Source organism: Streptomyces sp. NPDC003011 (assembly GCF_053591515.1).
This window is the reverse complement of record NZ_JBSFTY010000059.1, coordinates 1-18,257: the sequence shown is the minus strand read 5'-3', so window position 1 is coordinate 18,257 and position 18,257 is coordinate 1. Positions and strand designations below refer to the sequence as shown.

Annotated in this window: 17 protein-coding genes; 9 read left to right on the top strand and 8 right to left on the bottom strand. The window is 70.5% G+C overall.

The genetic code is table 11. The features are described 5' to 3' along the window. The first annotated feature begins 206 nt into the window (after positions 1–206). From acs to ACWD0J_RS27635, 5 genes are all read left to right on the top strand, one after another. Positions 207–2,162 (top strand): acetate--CoA ligase, encoded by a 1,956-nt coding sequence (acs, locus tag ACWD0J_RS27655; RefSeq protein WP_451498558.1) that lies wholly within the window; start codon positions 207–209, stop codon positions 2,160–2,162. 178 nt (positions 2,163–2,340) lie between these two features. Beyond that, positions 2,341–3,792, top strand: a complete 1,452-nt coding sequence (nhaA, locus tag ACWD0J_RS27650) for a Na+/H+ antiporter NhaA (protein WP_451498557.1) — start codon at positions 2,341–2,343, stop codon at positions 3,790–3,792. 113 nt (positions 3,793–3,905) lie between these two features. Then, positions 3,906–4,397 (top strand): phage holin family protein, encoded by a 492-nt coding sequence (locus ACWD0J_RS27645; protein WP_451498556.1) that lies wholly within the window; start codon positions 3,906–3,908, stop codon positions 4,395–4,397. After that, entirely contained in the window at positions 4,394–5,332 is a 939-nt protein-coding gene (locus ACWD0J_RS27640) for an alpha/beta fold hydrolase (protein ID WP_451498555.1), read from the top strand. Before ACWD0J_RS27645 ends, ACWD0J_RS27640 begins: the two co-directional genes overlap by 4 nt. 140 nt (positions 5,333–5,472) lie before the next feature. Next, on the top strand, positions 5,473–5,658 hold the full coding sequence (locus ACWD0J_RS27635; RefSeq protein WP_451498554.1) for a hypothetical protein: 186 nt from the start codon (positions 5,473–5,475) through the stop codon (positions 5,656–5,658). Between the two features lie 72 nt (positions 5,659–5,730). Here the strand turns inward: ACWD0J_RS27635 and ACWD0J_RS27630 are convergent, their stop codons facing one another. The 3 genes from ACWD0J_RS27630 to nth form a co-directional block, all read right to left on the bottom strand. Continuing rightward, positions 5,731–6,930: a MarP family serine protease gene (locus tag ACWD0J_RS27630; protein WP_451498553.1), complete on the bottom strand. Its 1,200-nt coding sequence runs from the start codon at positions 6,928–6,930 to the stop codon at positions 5,731–5,733. Positions 6,931–6,943: 13 nt separating this feature from the next. Further along, entirely contained in the window at positions 6,944–7,639 is a 696-nt protein-coding gene (locus ACWD0J_RS27625; RefSeq protein WP_451498552.1) for an NUDIX hydrolase, read from the bottom strand. Between the two features lie 88 nt (positions 7,640–7,727). After that, positions 7,728–8,738 (bottom strand): endonuclease III, encoded by a 1,011-nt coding sequence (gene nth / locus ACWD0J_RS27620; protein WP_451498551.1) that lies wholly within the window; start codon positions 8,736–8,738, stop codon positions 7,728–7,730. 275 nt (positions 8,739–9,013) lie between these two features. On the opposite strand from nth, the gene ACWD0J_RS27615 reads away from it, so the two are divergent. After that, positions 9,014–9,688: a Crp/Fnr family transcriptional regulator gene (locus ACWD0J_RS27615; protein ID WP_023547771.1), complete on the top strand. Its 675-nt coding sequence runs from the start codon at positions 9,014–9,016 to the stop codon at positions 9,686–9,688. A 183-nt stretch (positions 9,689–9,871) separates the two neighbouring features. On the opposite strand, the gene ACWD0J_RS27610 is transcribed toward ACWD0J_RS27615, so the two are convergent. The 4 genes from ACWD0J_RS27610 to ACWD0J_RS27595 all read right to left on the bottom strand — a co-directional run bounded on the left by ACWD0J_RS27610 (position 9,872) and on the right by ACWD0J_RS27595 (position 12,433). Further along, positions 9,872–10,702, bottom strand: coding sequence for an MBL fold metallo-hydrolase (locus tag ACWD0J_RS27610; RefSeq protein ID WP_451498550.1), 831 nt, complete (start codon positions 10,700–10,702; stop codon positions 9,872–9,874). Then, complete coding sequence (locus ACWD0J_RS27605; protein WP_451498549.1) at positions 10,699–11,580, bottom strand: NUDIX hydrolase; 882 nt, start codon at positions 11,578–11,580, stop codon at positions 10,699–10,701. Before ACWD0J_RS27605 ends, ACWD0J_RS27610 begins: the two co-directional genes overlap by 4 nt. 230 nt (positions 11,581–11,810) lie before the next feature. After that, positions 11,811–12,278, bottom strand: a complete 468-nt coding sequence (locus tag ACWD0J_RS27600; protein ID WP_451498548.1) for a RidA family protein — start codon at positions 12,276–12,278, stop codon at positions 11,811–11,813. Further along, positions 12,275–12,433, bottom strand: coding sequence for a DUF4177 domain-containing protein (locus tag ACWD0J_RS27595; RefSeq protein ID WP_003967454.1), 159 nt, complete (start codon positions 12,431–12,433; stop codon positions 12,275–12,277). The genes ACWD0J_RS27600 and ACWD0J_RS27595 overlap by 4 nt, the downstream gene beginning before the upstream one ends. Positions 12,434–12,528: 95 nt before the next feature. Between ACWD0J_RS27595 and ACWD0J_RS27590 the strand changes: the two genes are divergently transcribed. Both ACWD0J_RS27590 and ACWD0J_RS27585 read left to right on the top strand, forming a co-directional pair. Continuing rightward, positions 12,529–13,506, top strand: coding sequence for an ArsA family ATPase (locus ACWD0J_RS27590; protein ID WP_451498547.1), 978 nt, complete (start codon positions 12,529–12,531; stop codon positions 13,504–13,506). Next, the gene (locus tag ACWD0J_RS27585) at positions 13,503–14,948 is read left to right on the top strand and encodes an ArsA family ATPase (RefSeq protein WP_451498546.1); all 1,446 of its coding nucleotides are present in this window, start codon (positions 13,503–13,505) and stop codon (positions 14,946–14,948) included. The genes ACWD0J_RS27590 and ACWD0J_RS27585 overlap by 4 nt, the downstream gene beginning before the upstream one ends. A gap of 94 nt (positions 14,949–15,042) precedes the next feature. On the opposite strand, the gene wblA is transcribed toward ACWD0J_RS27585, so the two are convergent. After that, positions 15,043–15,381: a transcriptional regulator WblA gene (gene wblA / locus ACWD0J_RS27580; RefSeq protein WP_286063707.1), complete on the bottom strand. Its 339-nt coding sequence runs from the start codon at positions 15,379–15,381 to the stop codon at positions 15,043–15,045. A 408-nt stretch (positions 15,382–15,789) separates the two neighbouring features. Between wblA and ACWD0J_RS27575 the strand changes: the two genes are divergently transcribed. Then, positions 15,790–18,114 carry a transglycosylase domain-containing protein gene (locus tag ACWD0J_RS27575; RefSeq protein WP_451498545.1) on the top strand — a complete coding sequence of 775 codons (2,325 nt, stop codon included), beginning with the start codon at positions 15,790–15,792 and terminating at the stop codon, positions 18,112–18,114. Positions 18,115–18,257: the final 143 nt, after the last annotated feature.

Below are 18,257 nucleotides of genomic sequence, written 5' to 3'. Positions count from 1 at the left end.
GTGTCCGGAGGAGTCCGGAGTGTGAAAGGGGTTACACATGCTGAACTCCGCCTGGTCGGCGTCCGTGGGTACGGATGACCCCGGCCGCCGAAAGAGCCGTACACAAAGGTCTAAACCAATTTTCCGTCGACCCTTGTCACCGGGCCCCCGGGTCTGATGAGCTGTGGCCTGGGACACAGCGGACAACCCTGAGAAAGGGAGATGGCGTGAGCAACGAAAGCCTGGCCAACCTGCTCCGTGAGGAGCGCAGGTTCGCACCCCCCGCCGACCTGGCCGCGAACGCCAACGTCACCGCGGAGGCGTATGAGCAGGCCAAGGCTGACAGGCTCGGCTTCTGGGCCGAGCAGGCCCGCCGACTGACCTGGGCCAAGGAGCCGACCGAGACGCTGGACTGGTCGAACCCGCCGTTCGCCAAGTGGTTCAAGGACGGCGAGCTCAATGTGGCGTACAACTGCGTCGACCGCCACGTGGAGGCCGGGCACGGCGACCGGGTCGCCATCCACTTCGAGGGCGAGCCGGGTGACAGCCGCGCCCTCACCTACGCCGAGCTCAAGGACGAGGTCTCCAAGGCCGCGAACGCCCTGCTGGAGCTGGGAGTCCAGAAGGGCGACCGGGTCGCCGTCTACATGCCGATGATTCCCGAGACGGCGGTCGCGATGCTGGCGTGCGCCCGGATCGGCGCCGCGCACTCCGTCGTCTTCGGCGGCTTCTCGGCGGACGCGCTCGCGACCCGGATCCAGGACGCCGACGCCAAGGTCGTCATCACCTCCGACGGCGGCTGGCGGCGCGGCAAGCCGTCCGCGCTCAAGCCGGCGGTCGACGAGGCGGTCGAGCGCGCGGGCAACGTCGAGCACGTGCTCGTGGTCCGCCGCACCGGCCAGGAGGTCGCATGGAACGACAGCCACGACGTCTGGTGGCACGAGATCGTCGAGCGGCAGTCCGCCGAGCACACGCCCGAGGCGTTCGACGCGGAGCATCCGCTGTTCATCCTGTACACGTCCGGGACGACAGGTAAGCCGAAGGGCATCCTGCACACCTCCGGCGGCTACCTCACGCAGACCGCGTACACCCACCACGCCGTCTTCGACCTCAAGCCGGAGACCGACGTGTACTGGTGCACCGCCGACGTCGGCTGGGTCACCGGGCACTCGTACATCGTCTACGGGCCGCTGGCCAACGGCGCGACCCAGGTCATGTACGAGGGCACGCCGGACACCCCGCACCAGGGCCGGTTCTGGGAGATCGTGCAGAAGTACGGGGTCACCATCCTGTACACCGCGCCCACGGCCATCCGTACGTTCATGAAGTGGGGCGACGACATCCCCGCCAAGTTCGATCTGTCCTCGCTGAGGATCCTCGGCTCGGTGGGCGAACCCATCAATCCCGAGGCCTGGATCTGGTACCGCAAGCACATCGGCGCCGACCGGACCCCGGTCGTCGACACCTGGTGGCAGACCGAGACCGGCGCGATGATGATCTCGCCGCTGCCCGGTGTCACGTCGGCCAAGCCCGGCTCCGCGCAGACACCGCTGCCCGGCATCGCCGCGACGGTCGTCGACGACGAGGCGAACGAGGTGCCGAACGGCGGCGGAGGCTACCTCGTCCTCACCGAGCCGTGGCCGTCGATGCTGCGCACCATCTGGGGCGACGACCAGCGGTTCCTCGACACGTACTGGTCGCGCTTCGAAGGCAGGTACTTCGCGGGTGACGGGGCGAAGAAGGACGACGACGGCGACATCTGGCTCCTCGGCCGCGTCGACGACGTGATGCTCGTGTCGGGCCACAACATCTCCACCACCGAGGTGGAGTCGGCGCTCGTCTCCCACCCGTCGGTCGCCGAGGCGGCCGTCGTGGGCGCCGCCGACGAGACCACCGGACAGGCGATCGTCGCCTTCGTCATCCTGCGCGGTACGGCCTCGGAGACGGAGACACTGGTCAACGACCTGCGCAAACACGTCGGCACCGCCCTCGGCCCGATCGCCAAGCCGCAGCGGATCCTGCCGGTAGCCGAGCTGCCGAAGACCCGCTCCGGCAAGATCATGCGCCGTCTGCTGCGCGATATCGCCGAGAACCGCCAGCTCGGTGACGTGACGACCCTGACGGACTCGACCGTCATGGACCTCATCCAGGCCAAGCTCCCGGCGGCGCCGAGCGAGGACTGAGCATACGCACGGCGGTGAGGGGCACCCGGTGACCGGAGCGCCGGGCGCCCCTTTCGCCCCGGTGGCGAGCGGAGTCCGGATGCCTCCTCCCGTATTTTAGATAAACTCATCACATAGGTGCGCCGGGAAGTCTGGTCGGCAATGGTTCCGTCCTGCCCGCCGACCGGAGGTCTCCCCCGTGGCCGCGCCCCGCACCACCACCGCCCGCAAGGCCTTCGGACGCCTGTCCCTGCCCGAGCGGACCTTCGTGGCCAACGCGCTGCGCACCGAGACCGTCGGCGGGGTGCTGCTGCTTCTCGCCGCCGTCGCCGCGCTGGTGTGGGCGAACATCCCGGCGCTGCACGACAGCTACGAGAGCGTCAGCCACTTCCACCTCGGCCCCGAGTCCGTCGGCCTGAACCTGTCGATCGAGCACTGGGCCGCCGACGGACTCCTCGCGGTCTTCTTCTTCGTCGCCGGCATCGAGCTCAAGCGCGAGCTGGTCGCCGGCGACCTGAAGGACCCCAAGGCGGCCGCGCTGCCCGTTGTGGCGGCCCTGTGCGGGATGGCCGTACCGGCACTCGTCTACACCCTCACCAACGTCGCCGGCGACGGCTCCCTGGCCGGCTGGGCGGTGCCCACAGCCACGGACATCGCCTTCGCGCTGGCCGTGCTCGCCGTCATCGGCACGTCCCTGCCGAACGCCCTGCGCGCGTTCCTGCTGACGCTCGCCGTCGTCGACGACCTCTTCGCGATCCTGATCATCGCGGTCTTCTTCACCGACACGATCGACCTCGCCGCGCTCGGCGGCGCGATCGCCGCCCTCGCGGTCTTCTGGCTGCTGCTGCGCAAGGGCGTACACGGGTGGTACGTGTACGTCCCGCTCGCGCTCGTCATCTGGGCGCTGATGTACAACAGCGGCGTCCACGCCACCATCGCGGGCGTCGCGATGGGCCTGATGCTGCGCTGCACGCGGCGCGAGGGCGAGGACCACTCCCCCGGCGAGCGCATCGAGCATCTCGTACGGCCGCTCTCCGCGGGGCTGGCCGTGCCGGTGTTCGCGCTGTTCAGCGCGGGTGTCGCCCTGTCCGGCGGGGCGGTCGGCGATGTGTTCGCCCGGCCGGAGACGCTCGGGGTCATGCTCGGGCTGATCGTCGGCAAGGCGCTCGGCATCTTCGGGGGCACCTGGCTGACGGCCCGCTTCACCCGGGCCTCGCTCAGCGACGACCTCGAGTGGGCCGACGTGTTCGCGGTGGCCACCCTCGCCGGCATCGGCTTCACCGTGTCGCTGCTCATCGGCGAGCTCGCCTTCGAGGGCGACGCGGCGCTGACGGACGAGGTCAAGGCAGCCGTACTGATGGGCTCGCTCATCGCGGCCCTGCTCGCGACGGTGCTGCTGAAGCTACGGAACGCCAAGTACCGCAGGCTGTGGGAGGCCGAGGAACGCGACGACGACCTCGACGGCATCCCGGACATCTACGAGGAGGACGACCCGGCGTACCACCTGCGGATGGCGGAGATCCACGACCTCAAGGCCGCCGAACACCGCCGGATCGCCGAGCTCAAGGCCGCCGAACAAGAGGCCGCCGGGCGACGCGGGCTTGCCGAAGTGACGGGCGGGGCAGGCGAGGAGCACGACCGTCCGGCATGATCTGACGGGACGGTACAAAAGGACCGTACAAAAGGACCGTTCCCAGTCAGGCACAAGCCGGGCGGAGGTCGGGCACCCGCCCGGCGGACGTCAGGCAGAAGAGGGAGACCGCGATGAGCGCACCCGACGGCAGCCCGGTCGGCGCCGAACGCAGCATCGGCCAGCTGTTCGCCTCGGCGACGACCGAGATGTCCGCACTGGTGCACGACGAGATCGCCCTGGCCAAGGCGCAGCTCAAGCAGGACGTGAAACGCGGCGCGACCAGCGGCGGCGCGTTCACGATGGCCGGCGCGGTGCTGGTGTTCTCGCTGCCGATGCTGAACTTCGCGCTGGCCTACGGCATCCGGACCTGGACGGACTGGAACCTCGCGCTCTGCTTCCTGCTGTCCTTCGCGGCGAACGTGCTCCTCGCGCTCGTCCTCGCGCTGATCGGCGTGGTGTTCGCGAAGAAGGCCAAGAAGGGCAAGGGCCCGCAGAAGGTCGCCGCGTCGATGAAGCAGTCGGCGGGCGTCCTGCAGAACGCCAAGCCGCACCAGCGACCGGCCCTGGGAGACGGGGTCCCGGACGCGAAGGCCATCGAGGCTGTGGCACGCTCGTCCTCATGACGGACCCCGCCTCCTCTTCGGCGCACGCCGCCTCGGTCGTACGTGTCGACGGTCCCTGGACCCACAGGGACGTCGCCGCCAATGGCGCGCGCTTCCACATCGCCGAGGTGGGGGACGGGCCGCTGGTGCTGCTGCTGCACGGGTTCCCCCAGTTCTGGTGGACCTGGCGGCACCAGCTGACGGCGCTCGCCGACGCCGGCTACCGCGCCGTCGCCATGGACCTGCGGGGTGTGGGCGGCAGCGACCGCACCCCGCGCGGCTACGACCCCGCCAACCTCGCCCTGGACATCACCGGCGTGATCCGCTCCCTCGGCGAGCCGGACGCGGCGCTGGTCGGTCACGACCTGGGCGGCTACCTGGCGTGGACGGCGGCCGCGATGCGCCCGAAGCTCGTACGGCGGCTCGCGGTCGCCTCGATGCCGCACCCGCGGCGCTGGCGCTCGGCGATGCTCTCCGACGTCAAGCAGACGCGGGCCGGCTCCTACATCTGGGGGTTCCAGCGCCCCTGGGTGCCCGAGCGGCAGCTCATCGCCGACGACGGCGCGCTCGTGGCCCGGCTGATCCGGGACTGGTCGGGGCCACGGCTGCCGGAGGACGAGGCGGTGGAGGCGTACCGGCGGGCGATGTGCGTCCCGTCGACCGCGCACTGTGCCATCGAGCCGTACCGGTGGATGGTGCGCTCGATGGCGCGTCCCGACGGCATCCAGTTCAACCGGCGGATGAAGCGGCCGGTGCGGGTACCGACGCTGCACCTGCACGGCTCGCTCGATCCCGTCATGCGCACGCGCAGCGCGGCCGGCTCCGGGGAGTACGTCGAAGCGCCGTACCGCTGGCGGCTGTTCGACGGGCTCGGGCACTTCCCGCACGAGGAGGACCCTGTCGCCTTCTCCGCCGAACTGGTCAACTGGCTGAAGGACTCCGAGCCCGATCGGTGACGGCCCGATCGGTGACGGATCGATGCGCGCGGTTCCGCACGCGAACACGCGTCCTACGAACAGCCAATTGCCCGGCGCATAGGCCAATTGGGGGGCCCGGGGGCGGTTATCGACCTTGGGGCGGGGGCACACGTCGGGGTATGGGCTGGACGCACGACTACAGTGACGCAGCACGCACTCGCCGCTCGGCCTCGGGCCTGAGCTCCCACCAGCGAGGCGGTGCTCCGCAGATGCAGGGTGGCACGGACCTCCGGGTGGGCATCCCGCGCATCCTGCGCCGCCGGGCCCGCTGGGTCTCGGTCCGCCTGCGTCATCCGCGGAGCTGAAGCCGACGGCCCCTTCCGCGACGCTCTCCTCGACGGCGCTCCCGCTCTGCGGCCGGGTCTCCGGTTCCGGCCTCAGAGTGCGCAGCTGTCGCTGTCCACCTGCTGGTTCGCGGCGCGTCCCTGGGCGATGTCCTCCTGGATCTCGTCCGCGGTGAGCGCGTACCCGGTGTCGGCGTTGTCGAGGGACTTCGCGAAGACCACGCCGTACACCTTCCCTTCGGGGGTGAGCAGCGGGCCGCCGGAGTTGCCCTGGCGGACGGTCGCGTACAGCGAGTACACGTCGCGGCGCACGGTGCCGCGGTGGTAGATGTCCGGGCCGCTGGCCGTGAGACGCCCGCGCAGGCGCGCGGAACGGACGTCGTACGACCCGTTCTCCGGGAAGCCGGCGACGATCGCGCTGTCCCCGCTGCTCGCGTCCTCGGTGGTGAACTTCAGCGCGGGCGCGCTCAGATCCGGTACGTCGAGTACGGCGATGTCGCGCTGCCAGTCGTAGAGGACGACCGTGGCGTCGTACTTCCGGCCCTCGCCGCCCAGTTGGACGGTGGGTTCGTCGACGCCGCCCACGACGTGCGCGTTGGTCATGACGCGGCGGTCGCCGAAGACGAAGCCGGTGCCCTCCAGGACCTTGCCGCAGCTCTCGGCGGTACCCATGACCTTGACGATGGAACGCTGGGCGCGGGCGGCGACCGCGCTGTCGGCGAGGGCCGGGTCGGGCGGCCGGACCTCCTTGATCGGCTCGTTGGAGAACGGGCTGAAGACCTGCGGGAAGCCGTTCTGCGCGAGGACCGAGGTGACGTCCTTGAACCAGGTGTCGGCGTCGGCGGGCAGCACCTCCTGCACGCCCAGCAGCACCTTGGAGTTGCGCACCTCCTTGCCCACCGTCGGCATCGTGGTCTGGGCGAGGATGGAGCCGATCAGCCAGGCGACCAGCAGCATCGCCGCCACGTTGACCAGGACGCCGCCGGTGGCGTCCAGGGCGCGGGCCGGGGACCAGGTGATGTGCCGGCGCAGCTTGTTGCCGAGGTGGGTGGTCAGGGCCTGGCCGACCGAGGCGCACACGATGACGACGACCACCGCGACGACGGCGGCGGTGGTGCCGACCTCGGCCTTTTCGGTCAGCGCGTCCCAGATGACGGGGAGCAGGTAGACCGCGACGAGACCGCCGCCCAGGAAGCCGATCACCGACAGGATGCCGACGACGAACCCCTGGCGGTAGCCGACGATCGCGAACCACACGGCGGCGACCAGCAACAGGATGTCCAGCACATTCACGGATGTCACCCTGTCATGCGCGCCAGTCGAGGGGGACCTGCTTCTCGCGGTCCCAAGGTCGTTCCCAGCCCGAGAAGTGGAGCAGCCGGTCGATGATCCCGGCGGTGAAACCCCACACGAGGGCCGATTCGACCAGGAATGCCGGACCTCGGTGACCCCTGGGGTGGACGGCGGTGGCGCGGTTGGCGGGGTCCGTGAGATCCGCCACGGGGACGGTGAACACCGCCGCCGTCTCGTTCGGATCGACCACGCCCACCGGGGTCGGCTCCCGCCACCAGCCCAGCACGGGCGTGACGACGAAACCGCTGACCGGGATGTACAGCTTCGGCAGCACGCCGAAGAGCTGGACGCCGGACGGATCGAGCCCCGTCTCCTCCTCGGCCTCGCGCAGAGCAGCCCTGAGCGGCCCGTCGCCCATCGGGTCGCCGTCCGCCGGGTCCAGCGCGCCGCCGGGGAAGGACGGCTGTCCTGCGTGCGACCGCAGCGACGTCGCGCGCTCCATGAGCAGCAGCTCGGGGCCGCGCTCGCCCTCGCCGAAGAGGACCAGGACGGCGGACTGCCGCCCTTTGCCGTCCGCCGGCGGCAGGAAGCGGCTGAGTTGCAACGGCTCGACCGTCTCGACGGCGTGCACCACCGGGTCCAGCCAGCCGGGCAGGCCGTCCTTGCTGAGCGTCACCGGACCGCCCTGCGTATTGCTCGCGCGTGTCATCGCCACCCCCGTCGTCCTGCTCGGTCCAACGCCCGGCGGCCCCGAGATCGTTCCTGGGAACGTACCCGGAGCGGCGCCGGCCGACGGGTCATCCGGCCCTCAGCGGCGGCGCGGGCCTCCCGCCCGCGTCCAGGTACGCCTGCGGGGGTTTCAGGCGCTGGCCCGGGAAGCCGCCCTTCTCGTACTTGAGCAGCTTCTTCGCCTTGTCCGGGTCCGTCTCGCCCTCGCCGTACGCCGGGCAGAGCGGGGCGATGGGGCAGGCGCCGCAGGCGGGCTTGCGGGCGTGGCAGATACGGCGGCCGTGGAAGATCACGTGGTGCGAGAGCATCGTCCACTCGCTCTTGGGGAAGAGCGCGCCGACGGCCGCCTCGATCTTGTCGGGGTCCGTCTGGTCGGTCCACCGCCAGCGCCGCACCAGCCGCTGGAAGTGCGTGTCCACGGTGATGCCCGGCCGCCCGAAGGCGTTGCCGAGGACCACGAAGGCGGTCTTGCGGCCGACGCCGGGCAGCTTGACGAGATCCTCCAGCCGCCCCGGGACCTCTCCCCCGAACTCCTCTACCAGGGCCTTGGACAGCCCTGTCACCGACCTGGTCTTGGCCCGGAAGAACCCGGTGGGCCGCAGGATCTCCTCGACCTCCTCCGGGTTGGCGACGGCCAGGTCCTCCGGCGTGGGGTACTTGGCGAAGAGGGCGGGCGTCGTCTGGTTGACCCTCAGATCGGTGGTCTGGGCGGACAGGACGGTGGCGACGATCAGCTGGAAGGGGTTCTCGAAGTCCAACTCGGGGTGGGCGTACGGGTAGACCTCGGCGAGTTCGCGGTTGATGCGGCGGGCGCGGCGGACGAGGGCGGTGTGCGACTCGCTCTTCGGCGGCTTCGCCGCGACGGTCTTCGCGACGGCCTTCGCGGAGACGGCCTTCTTCACCGGGACGGCGGCCTTCTTCGCCGGGACGGCGGGTTTCTTCACCGGGGCGGCGGTCTTCCGAGGAGCGACCTCCGCGTCCTTGACGGGGGCAGCCTTCTTGGCGGTCGCCTTCTTCACCGGAGCCTTCTCTGTCGCTTTTGCCGTTTTCTTTCCGCCACCGGGGCCCTGTTCGCCCACGGCGGAATCCCGACGTACAACCACCCGCCCAGCCCCCTTGGCCTGTGCTCTCACCGGCGATTTGGACACCCGGCCAGCCTAGAGCCCGGCACTGACATCCGCCCCGGACCCTGAAGATCGGCGCCCAATTGGACCCCTGTCGCTTACCCCGGGACACCTGTGCGGCATCCTTGTGACAGATCACACTGTTCGGACCGCCCGGCAAAATGGGGAACACGGTCCCCTGGTACACGGGGGAACACGCTCCCCTGAGCAGGTCGACAAGGAGAGAACTCGTGGACGACGTTCTGCGGCGCAACCCGCTCTTCGCTGCTCTCGACGACGAGCAGGCCGCTGAGCTGCGCGCCTCCATGAGTGAGGTGACGCTCGCGCGCGGTGACTCGCTCTTCCACGAGGGCGATCCCGGAGACCGGCTCTACGTCGTCACGGAGGGCAAGGTCAAGCTCCACCGCACCTCCCCCGACGGCCGCGAGAACATGCTGGCCGTGGTCGGCCCCAGCGAGCTGATCGGCGAACTGTCCCTGTTCGACCCGGGCCCGCGCACGGCGACCGCCACCGCGCTCACCGAGGTCAAGCTGCTCGGCCTCGGCCACGGCGACCTCCAGCCCTGGCTGAACGCGCGCCCCGAGGTGGCCGGCGCCCTCCTGCGCGCCGTCGCCCGTCGGCTGCGCAAGACCAACGACGCGATGTCCGACCTGGTCTTCTCGGACGTCCCCGGACGCGTCGCCCGCGCGCTCCTCGACCTCTCCCGCCGCTTCGGCGTGCAGTCCGAGGAGGGCATCCACGTCGTCCACGACCTCACGCAGGAGGAACTGGCCCAGCTGGTCGGCGCGTCCCGCGAGACGGTGAACAAGGCGCTCGCCGACTTCGCCCAGCGCGGGTGGCTCCGCCTGGAGGCCCGGGCCGTGATCCTGCTGGACGTGGAGCGACTGGCGAAGCGCTCGCGCTAGACACCCCGGAACGTACGTACGTCGACGAGGGCCCCGTCTCCCAGGAGACAGGGCCCTCGTCGTGACCGGGGCAGGCGGGCCGGCCGGGAAGACGTGCCCGTGCCGCCCCAGGCTCGACGGCGCCGGACCGGCACACCGGCGGACGGGACCGGGTCGTACCGAAGTTCCCCGGACGTGTCCGCCCTAGATGAGCCCGTGCTCCTCCAGGTACTCCAGCTGGGCCCGTACGGACAGCTCGGCCGCCGGCCACAGGGAGCGGTCCACGTCGGCGTACACATGGGTGACCACCTCGGCCGGCGTCCGCAGGCCGTTCTCCACGGCCGTCTCGACCTGGGCGAGACGGTGGGCGCGGTGGGCCAGGTAGAACTCGACGGCGCCCTGGGCGTCCTCCAGGACCGGCCCGTGGCCCGGGAGCACCGTGTGCACCCCGTCGTCGACCGTGAGCGACCTGAGGCGCCGCAGGGAGTCCAGGTAGTCGCCGAGGCGCCCGTCGGGGTGGGCGACGACCGTCGTCCCCCGCCCCAGGATCGTGTCACCGGTCAGGACCGCCCGGTCGGCCGGGAGATGGAAGCACAGGGAGTCCCCGGTGTGCCCCGGCGTCGGTACGACCCGCAGCTCCAGGCCGCCGACCTCGACCACGTCCCCGCCGCCCAGCCCTTCCTCCCCCAGCCGCAGCGCCGGGTCCAGGGCCCGCACCTTCGTCCCGGTCAGCTCGGCGAAGCGGGCGGCGCCCTCGGCGTGGTCCGGATGGCCGTGGGTGAGCAGGGTCAGGGCGACACGCCTGCCGGCCTTCGCGGCGGTGTCGACGACGGCCCGCAGATGACCCTCGTCCAGGGGGCCCGGGTCGACCACCACGGCCAGTTCGGAGCCGGGCTCGGCGAGGATCCAGGTGTTGGTCCCGTCCAGGGTCATCGCGGAGGCGTTGGGCGCGAGGACGTTGACCGCGCGCGCGGTGGCGGGGCCCGGGAGGGCCCCGCCCCGTGGCTGGCCGGGAAGGGCTGCTGCGTCCGTCATGCGGGGGCTCCACCGGTCGGCAGGTCGGTCGGGATGTGCTTGGTGAACTCGTCGTGCCCCGGCCAGGACAGCACGATCTCGCCGCCCTCCAGACGTGCCTGTGCCAGTACGGGGGTCAGGTCGCGGCCGGGCGCCGCGGCGAGCGCGTCGGCGGCCGTGGCGTACGGCGTCAGCTGGCGCAGGGTCGCGATGGTGGGCGGCATCATCAGCAGCTCGCCCTTGTCGTACGACGCCGCCGCGTCGGCCGGCCGGATCCACACCGTGCGATCGGCCTCCGTGGAGGCGTTGCGGGTGCGTTGCCCCTCGGGGAGCACCGCCACGAAGAACCAGGTGTCGTAGCGGCGGGGTTCGAACTCCGGGGTGATCCAGCGCGTCCAGGCGCCCAGCAGGTCCGAACGGAGGACCAGGCCGCGGCGCCCCAGGAACTCCGCGAAGGAGACGTCACGGGCGACCAGGGCGGCACGGTCGGCCTCCCAGTCCGGGCCCGTCGTGTCGCCGACCACGGAGTCGGGGGCCGGGCCGGCGAGCAGGACGCCCGCCTCCTCGTACGTCTCGCGTACGGCCGCGCAGACGATCGCCTGGGCCTCGGTCTCGTCCACGCCGAGCCGGTGCGCCCACCACGCGCGCGTGGGGCCCGCCCAGTGGACGTGGCGGTCGTCGTCGCGGGGGTCCACGCCGCCGCCCGGGTAGGCGTACGCGCCGCCCGCGAAGGCCATCGAGGCGCGTCTGCGCAGCATGTGGACGGCGGGGCCGGTGTCGGTGTCCTTCAGGAGCATGACGGTGGCCGCGCGCCTGGGGGTCACCGGGGTGAGCGTGCCGTCCGCGAGGGCGCGGATGCGGTCGGGCCATTCCCGGGGGTACCACTGCCCGTTTGCCATGGGCGGAGGCTATCTCCTGGTGGGCGGATGTTCGAGAGCGGACCGCCGCGGGCGCCGACGGCGGGTGTCCGCGCCTTTCCGGCGCCCTGCGCCGGTCCGGCCGTTCCTGGGGGCTGCCGCCTCCAGGCCCCCGCTTCGGCCCTGAAGGGGCCTCGTCCTCACACGCCGGACGGGCTGAGCCGCCTGCACCGGCGCTGCGAGGGTGCCCCACAGGGACCCACAGGGCACCCCTACGCCCCCACCAGCTCCACCTGGACCTCGACCTCCACCGGCGCGTCCAGCGGCAGCACCGTGACGCCCACCGCGCTGCGCGCGTGCACGCCCTTGTCGCCGAGCACCTCGCCCAGCAGCTCGCTCGCGCCGTTCACCACTCCGGGCTGCCCCGTGAAGTCCGACGCCGAGGCCACGAACCCGACGACCTTCACCACACGGGCGATCCGGTCCAGATCACCGGCCACGGACTTCACCGCGGCCAGAGCGTTCAGCGCGCACGTCCGCGCCAGCTCCTTGGCCTCCTCGGGCGTGACCTCCGCGCCCACCTTCCCGGTGACCGGAAGCTTGCCGTCCACCATCGGCAGCTGGCCGGACGTGTACACGTACACACCCGACTGCACGGCCGGCTGGTACGCGGCCAGCGGCGGTACGACGGCCGGAAGGGTCAGCCCCAGTTCGGCCAGCCGTGTCTCGACCGCGCTCACGCCTTCTCCCGCTTGAGGTAGGCCACGAGCTGCTCGGGGTTGTTCGGCCCGGGCACGACCTGGACGAGCTCCCAGCCGTCCTCGCCCCAGGTGTCCAGGATCTGCTTCGTGGCGTGGACGAGCAGCGGCACGGTTGCGTATTCCCACTTGGTCATGCGGCCGACTTTAGCCTCTGCCCACCACCCGTCCGACGCCACGTTGTCCACAGCCACCGGAGTAGCCGGCACGCGGACTGGTTAGGCTCGAATACGTGAGCAGGTTCCAGGTCGTCAGCGGCAAGGGCGGGACCGGAAAGACCACGGTCGCCGCCGCCCTCGCGCTGGCCCTCGCCACCGAGGGGAAGCGGACGCTTCTCGTCGAGGTCGAGGGCCGGCAGGGCATCGCGCAGCTCTTCGAGACGGAAGCGCTGCCTTACGAGGAGCGCAAGATCGCCGTCGCTCCCGGGGGCGGGGAGGTGTACGCACTCGCCATCGACCCCGAACTGGCCCTTCTGGACTACCTCCAGATGTTCTACAAACTGGGCGGCGCCGGCCGCGCCCTGAAGAAGCTCGGCGCGATCGACTTCGCCACCACCATCGCGCCCGGCCTCAGGGACGTGCTCCTCACGGGCAAGGCCTGTGAGGCGGTCCGCCGCAAGAACAAGAGCGGCCGGTTCGTGTACGACCATGTCGTGATGGACGCACCCCCCACCGGCCGTATCACGCGCTTCCTGAACGTGAACGACGAAGTGGCGGGACTCGCCAAGATCGGCCCCATACACAATCAGGCACAGGCGGTGATGCGGGTGCTGAAGTCGGCCGAGACCTCCGTGCACCTGGTGACGCTGCTGGAGGAGATGCCCGTGCAGGAGACCGCGGACGGCATCGCCGAGCTGCGGTCGGCTCGGCTGCCGGTGGGTCGCGTCATCGTGAACATGGTGCGGCCACAGGTGTTGGACGCGACCGACCTGGAACTCGTAGGGACGACCTCGCGGACCGCCCTGGCGCGCTCGCTGTCGGCCGCGGGGCTCGGCGGGGCGCGACGCGGCGGGAACGCCGAACGGCTGGTCGACCCGCTGGTCCGGCAGGCCGCGGAGTACGCCGAGCGGTACGCGCTGGAGCACGAGCAGCGGGCCGTGCTGGGCGAGCTGGGCCTGCCGACGCACGAACTGCCGCTGCTCGCCGAAGGAATGGATCTGGCGGGCCTGTACGAACTGGCCACCGACCTGCGGGAACAGGGGATGTCATGAGTCCGGACCCGGCCGACACACCAGCCACCGCCCGCTCCCACCCCCACGAAGCACCGGACCCGCACCCCCAGTCACTGTCCCAGTCCCAGTCGCAGTCGCAGTCGCAGGACCAGGCCCGCCACCGCATCTCCCCCTCCCGCGTGCTCGCCCTCGACCCGCTGCTCGACGACCCGCAGACCCGCATCGTGGTGTGCTGCGGCTCGGGCGGCGTCGGCAAGACGACCACGGCTGCGGCGCTGGGCCTGCGCGCCGCCGAGCGGGGCCGCAAGGTGGTCGTCCTCACGATCGACCCGGCGCGCCGGCTGGCCCAGTCGATGGGCATCGACTCGCTCGACAACGTCCCCCGCCGGGTGAAGGGCGTGGACGACGCGGCGGGCGGCGAGCTGCACGCCATGATGCTCGACATGAAGCGCACGTTCGACGAGATCGTCGAGGCGCACACGGATCCGGAGCGGGCGTCCGCGATCCTCAGCAACCCCTTCTACCAGTCGCTTTCGGCGGGCTTCGCGGGCACGCAGGAGTACATGGCGATGGAGAAGCTGGGCCAGCTGCGGTCCCGTGACGAATGGGACCTGATCGTCGTCGACACGCCTCCGTCCCGTTCGGCGCTCGACTTCCTGGACGCGCCGAAACGGCTGGGCTCCTTCCTGGACGGGCGGCTGATCCGGCTGCTGACGGCCCCGGCGAAGCTGGGCGGACGGGCCGGGATGAAGTTCCTGAACGTCGGGATGTCGATGATGACCGGCACCCTCGGCAAGCTGCTCGGCGGGCAACTCCTCAAGGACGTCCAGACGTTCGTGTCCGCGATGGACACCACCTTCGGCGGGTTCCGCACCCGCGCGGACGCCACGTACAAGCTGCTCCAGGCGCCCGGGACGGCCTTCCTGGTGGTCGCGGCCCCGGAGCGGGACGCGCTGCGGGAGGCCGCGTACTTCGTGGAGCGGCTGGCCGCCGAGGACATGCCGCTGGCGGGCCTGGTGCTCAACCGTGTCCACGGCAGCGGCGCCGCGCACCTGTCGGCCGAGCGGGCACTGGGCGCCGCGGAAAATCTTGAAGAGCCCCGCATTGTGGATCAGGGGGACGGGAAGGGAGTACTTCGTAACTCTCCCGACACGTACGGCAGTTCAGGATCCTCCGCTTCCGAGACACCGGCGTCCGCCGAAGGCTCCCCCGCCGCCACGGACGAGGACGCCACGGAGCAGCAGGAGCGGACCGTCGAACAACTCACCGCGAGCCTGCTGAGACTGCACGCCGAGCGCATGCGGCTGCTCTCCCGCGAGCAGCGCACGCGTGACCGCTTCACGGCACGCCATCCCGAGGTGGCGGTGGCCGAAGTGGCCGCGCTGCCCGGCGACGTCCACGACCTCGCGGGCCTGCGGGACATCGGAAACCGGCTCGCGGCCGCTCGTCCGGAGCTGCCGGAGCCCACCGACGGAGCCTGAGGAGACTCCCGAGACCGGAGACGAACCCGGAGACGAACCCGGAGAAGACACCCACCGTGCCCTCGGGCACCGCGTGCCCTCAGCTCATCGCGCCTCAGCCCACCGCCGCGTAGTTCTCGTAGACCTCGTCGTCATCGAGGGGCAGGATGCCCGCCCCCCGCTCATATTCCGTACGCGCGGTCTCCAGCAGCCGGCGCCAGGAGGTCACGGTGGGCCGCCTGCGCAGCAGTGCGCGGCGTTCCCGTTCCGTCATCCCTCCCCACACACCGAACTCGACACGGTTGTCGAGCGCGTCGGCCAGGCACTCCGTGCGCACCGGACATCCGGTGCACACCGCCTTGGCCCTGTTCTGCGCTGCTCCCTGCACGAACAGTTCATCCGGATCGGTAGTGCGGCAGGCCGCCTGCGCACTCCAGTCGACTACCCAGCCCATACCGGCGCCGTCCTCTCCCGAATCGAGGCTCCCCCACGGCGGCAGCGGCATATTCACCGCCGCCAGTTGAGGACGTTACGGAAGGTGGGCACAGCGCAACACCCCCTTCGGGCCCAATCTTGGATGGCCCGAACGGACTATGGGTAAGCGGCAGATCACCCGGGGGAGTGAGCTGGCGACATACATGACTATCCCGGCAAACCAGGGCAGTTGTGTGGTGTCACAACGGGCGCCAGGTGACACACGAGGCGGATTCGGACACGCCCCCACCAAAAAAGTCGGGGAACCTCCGGAACGATTCGGGGTCTCCGGACGTATTGATACGTAGTCCTACAGCTGTGACAGTTGAGAGCAGCTTAGGCCAAGGCATTCACACGTGTCCGGCGAATGAGAACGTAGGCTGCCCCTATGCCAAAAAAGCGCTCGGGCGGTGGCCTGTCCTCCACGCAGCAGGCCGCCAAGTTCCTCGGTGTCAGTGTGCTCGCGGGAGCCGTGATGGCCGGTATCGCGCTGCCCGCGGCCGGCGCGCTCGGTCTCGCGGCCAAGGGGTCGGTGGAGAGCTTCGACGAGCTCCCGGCCAACCTGAAGACACCACCGCTGAGCCAGCGCACCACCATCCTCGACGCCGACGGCGGACAGATCGCCACGGTGTACTCGCGTGACCGCACGGTGGTCGGCCTCAAGAACGTCTCGCCGTACATGCAGAAGGCGATCGTCGCGATCGAGGACTCGCGCTTCTACCAGCACGGCGCGATCGACCTGAAGGGCGTGCTGCGCGCCCTCAACAAGAACGCGCAGAGCGGCGGTGTCGCGGAGGGCGCGTCCACGCTCACGCAGCAGTACGTGAAGAACGTCTTCGTGGAGGAGGCCGGCGACGACCCGACGAAGGTCGCGCAGGCCACCCAGCAGACGCTCGGCCGCAAGATCAAGGAGCTGAAGTACGCGATCCAGGTCGAGGAGGAACTCGGCAAGAAGAAGATCCTCGAGAACTACCTGAACATCACGTTCTTCGGCCAGCAGGCGTACGGCGTCGAGGCCGCCGCCCAGCGTTACTTCTCCAAGCACGCCAAGGACCTGAACCTCCAGGAGTCGGCGCTCCTCGCGGGCATCGTCCAGTCGCCCAGCCGGTACGACCCGGTCAACGACGAGGCGGAGGCCGTCAAGCGGCGCAACACCGTGCTCCAGCGCATGGCCGAGGTCGGCGACGTGTCCCGCGCCGAGGCCGCCGCGGCGATGAAGCAGCCGCTGGGCCTGAAGGTCAGGCAGCCCAAGAACGGCTGCATCACGGCCGTCCAGGGCGCCAGCTTCTTCTGCAAGTACGTCGAGAAGGCCTTCCTCAGCGACCCGGTCTTCGGCAAGACCAAGGAGGCACGGGCGAAGCTCTGGAACCAGGGCGGCCTGACCATTCGTACGACGCTCGACCCGCAGTCGCAGGAGTCGGTCCAGGAGTCGCTCAAGGACCACGTGAACAAGAGCGACAAGGTGGCCGCGGCCTCCACGCTGGTCGAGCCCGGCACCGGCAAGATCCTCGCGATGGGCCAGTCGAAGCCGTACGGCTACGGCAAGAACGAGACCGAGTACAACTTCTCGGTCGACGCGGCCATGGGCGGCTCCAACTTCGGCTTCCCGACGGGTTCGACGTTCAAGCCCTTCGTGGCGGCGGCCGCGCTGGAGGAGGGCCGGCCGGCTACGCAGGAGTACTCGTCGCCGTACGACATGGAGTACCCGAGCCCGGTCCAGACGTGCAGCGGCAAGCCCTGGACCAACCAGCGCAACGACAAGGTCGAGAACGAGGCGGAGTCCGAGGTCGGTCCGTACCGGCTGGAGGAGGCGATGGCCAAGTCGGTCAATACCTACTTCGTGCAGATGATCTCCGACATCGGTCTGTGCCCCGTGGTGAAGATGACCGACAACCTGCACGTGCTGCAGGGCAACGGCACCAAGCTCCCCGAGCGGCCCGCCATCGCGCTCGGCTCGGTGGGCCTGTCCCCGCTGACGATGGCGAGCGCGTACGCCGCCTTCGCCTCCCGCGGCATGTACTGCACACCGGTCGCCATCCAGTCGATCACCCAGAAGGTCGGCGACCAGCAGAAGTCGCTGGAGGTGCCCAAGTCGACCTGCTCGCGCGCGATGAGCGAGAAGACCGCGGACACCGTCAACACGCTGCTGCGCGGCGTGGTCGACTCCGGTACCGGCCAGCAGGCCGGTCTCTCGGGCCGCGAGAGCGCGGGCAAGACGGGTACGACGGACGAGCGGAAGAACGCCTGGTTCGTCGGCTACACGCCGAACCTGTCGGGCGCCGTCTGGGTCGGCAGCGCCACCCAGAAGGTCAAGATGACCAACATCACCATCGGCGGCGTCTACCACGCCCAGGTCTACGGCGGTGACACCCCCGGCCCGATCTGGCGGGACGCCATGGCGGGCGCCCTGGAGGGCAAGACCGCGGAGACCTTCAGCCTCGTCGACCTCCCGGACGCCGACGCGGGCCGCGGCGGCGAGGACGGAAACGGCGACGGCAACGGGAATGGCAATGGGGACGGCAATGGGAACGGCAACGAAGACGATGACGACGGTGGCAACGGTGACGAGAACGGCCTCACCGGCCTCCTGACCAACGGCGGCACGGATGGCGGCGCCGTTCCGGACCCCACGTTCTCCATCCCTGAGGGCTGGATCCAGGGCAACGACAACGGCGGGAACAACGGCAACAACAACGGAGGCAACTGGCCGTAGCCCGACGGCCACGGTCAGGGCCAACGGCTCCAGGCGGTACGGCGATGGAACGGCTCATCACGCCGGGCCGCATGCAGGTGCGCTTCACCCCCTCCGACGGCGACGGCACGCAGGGCAGCGCGTACTCCCTCGTCGAGGGCCTG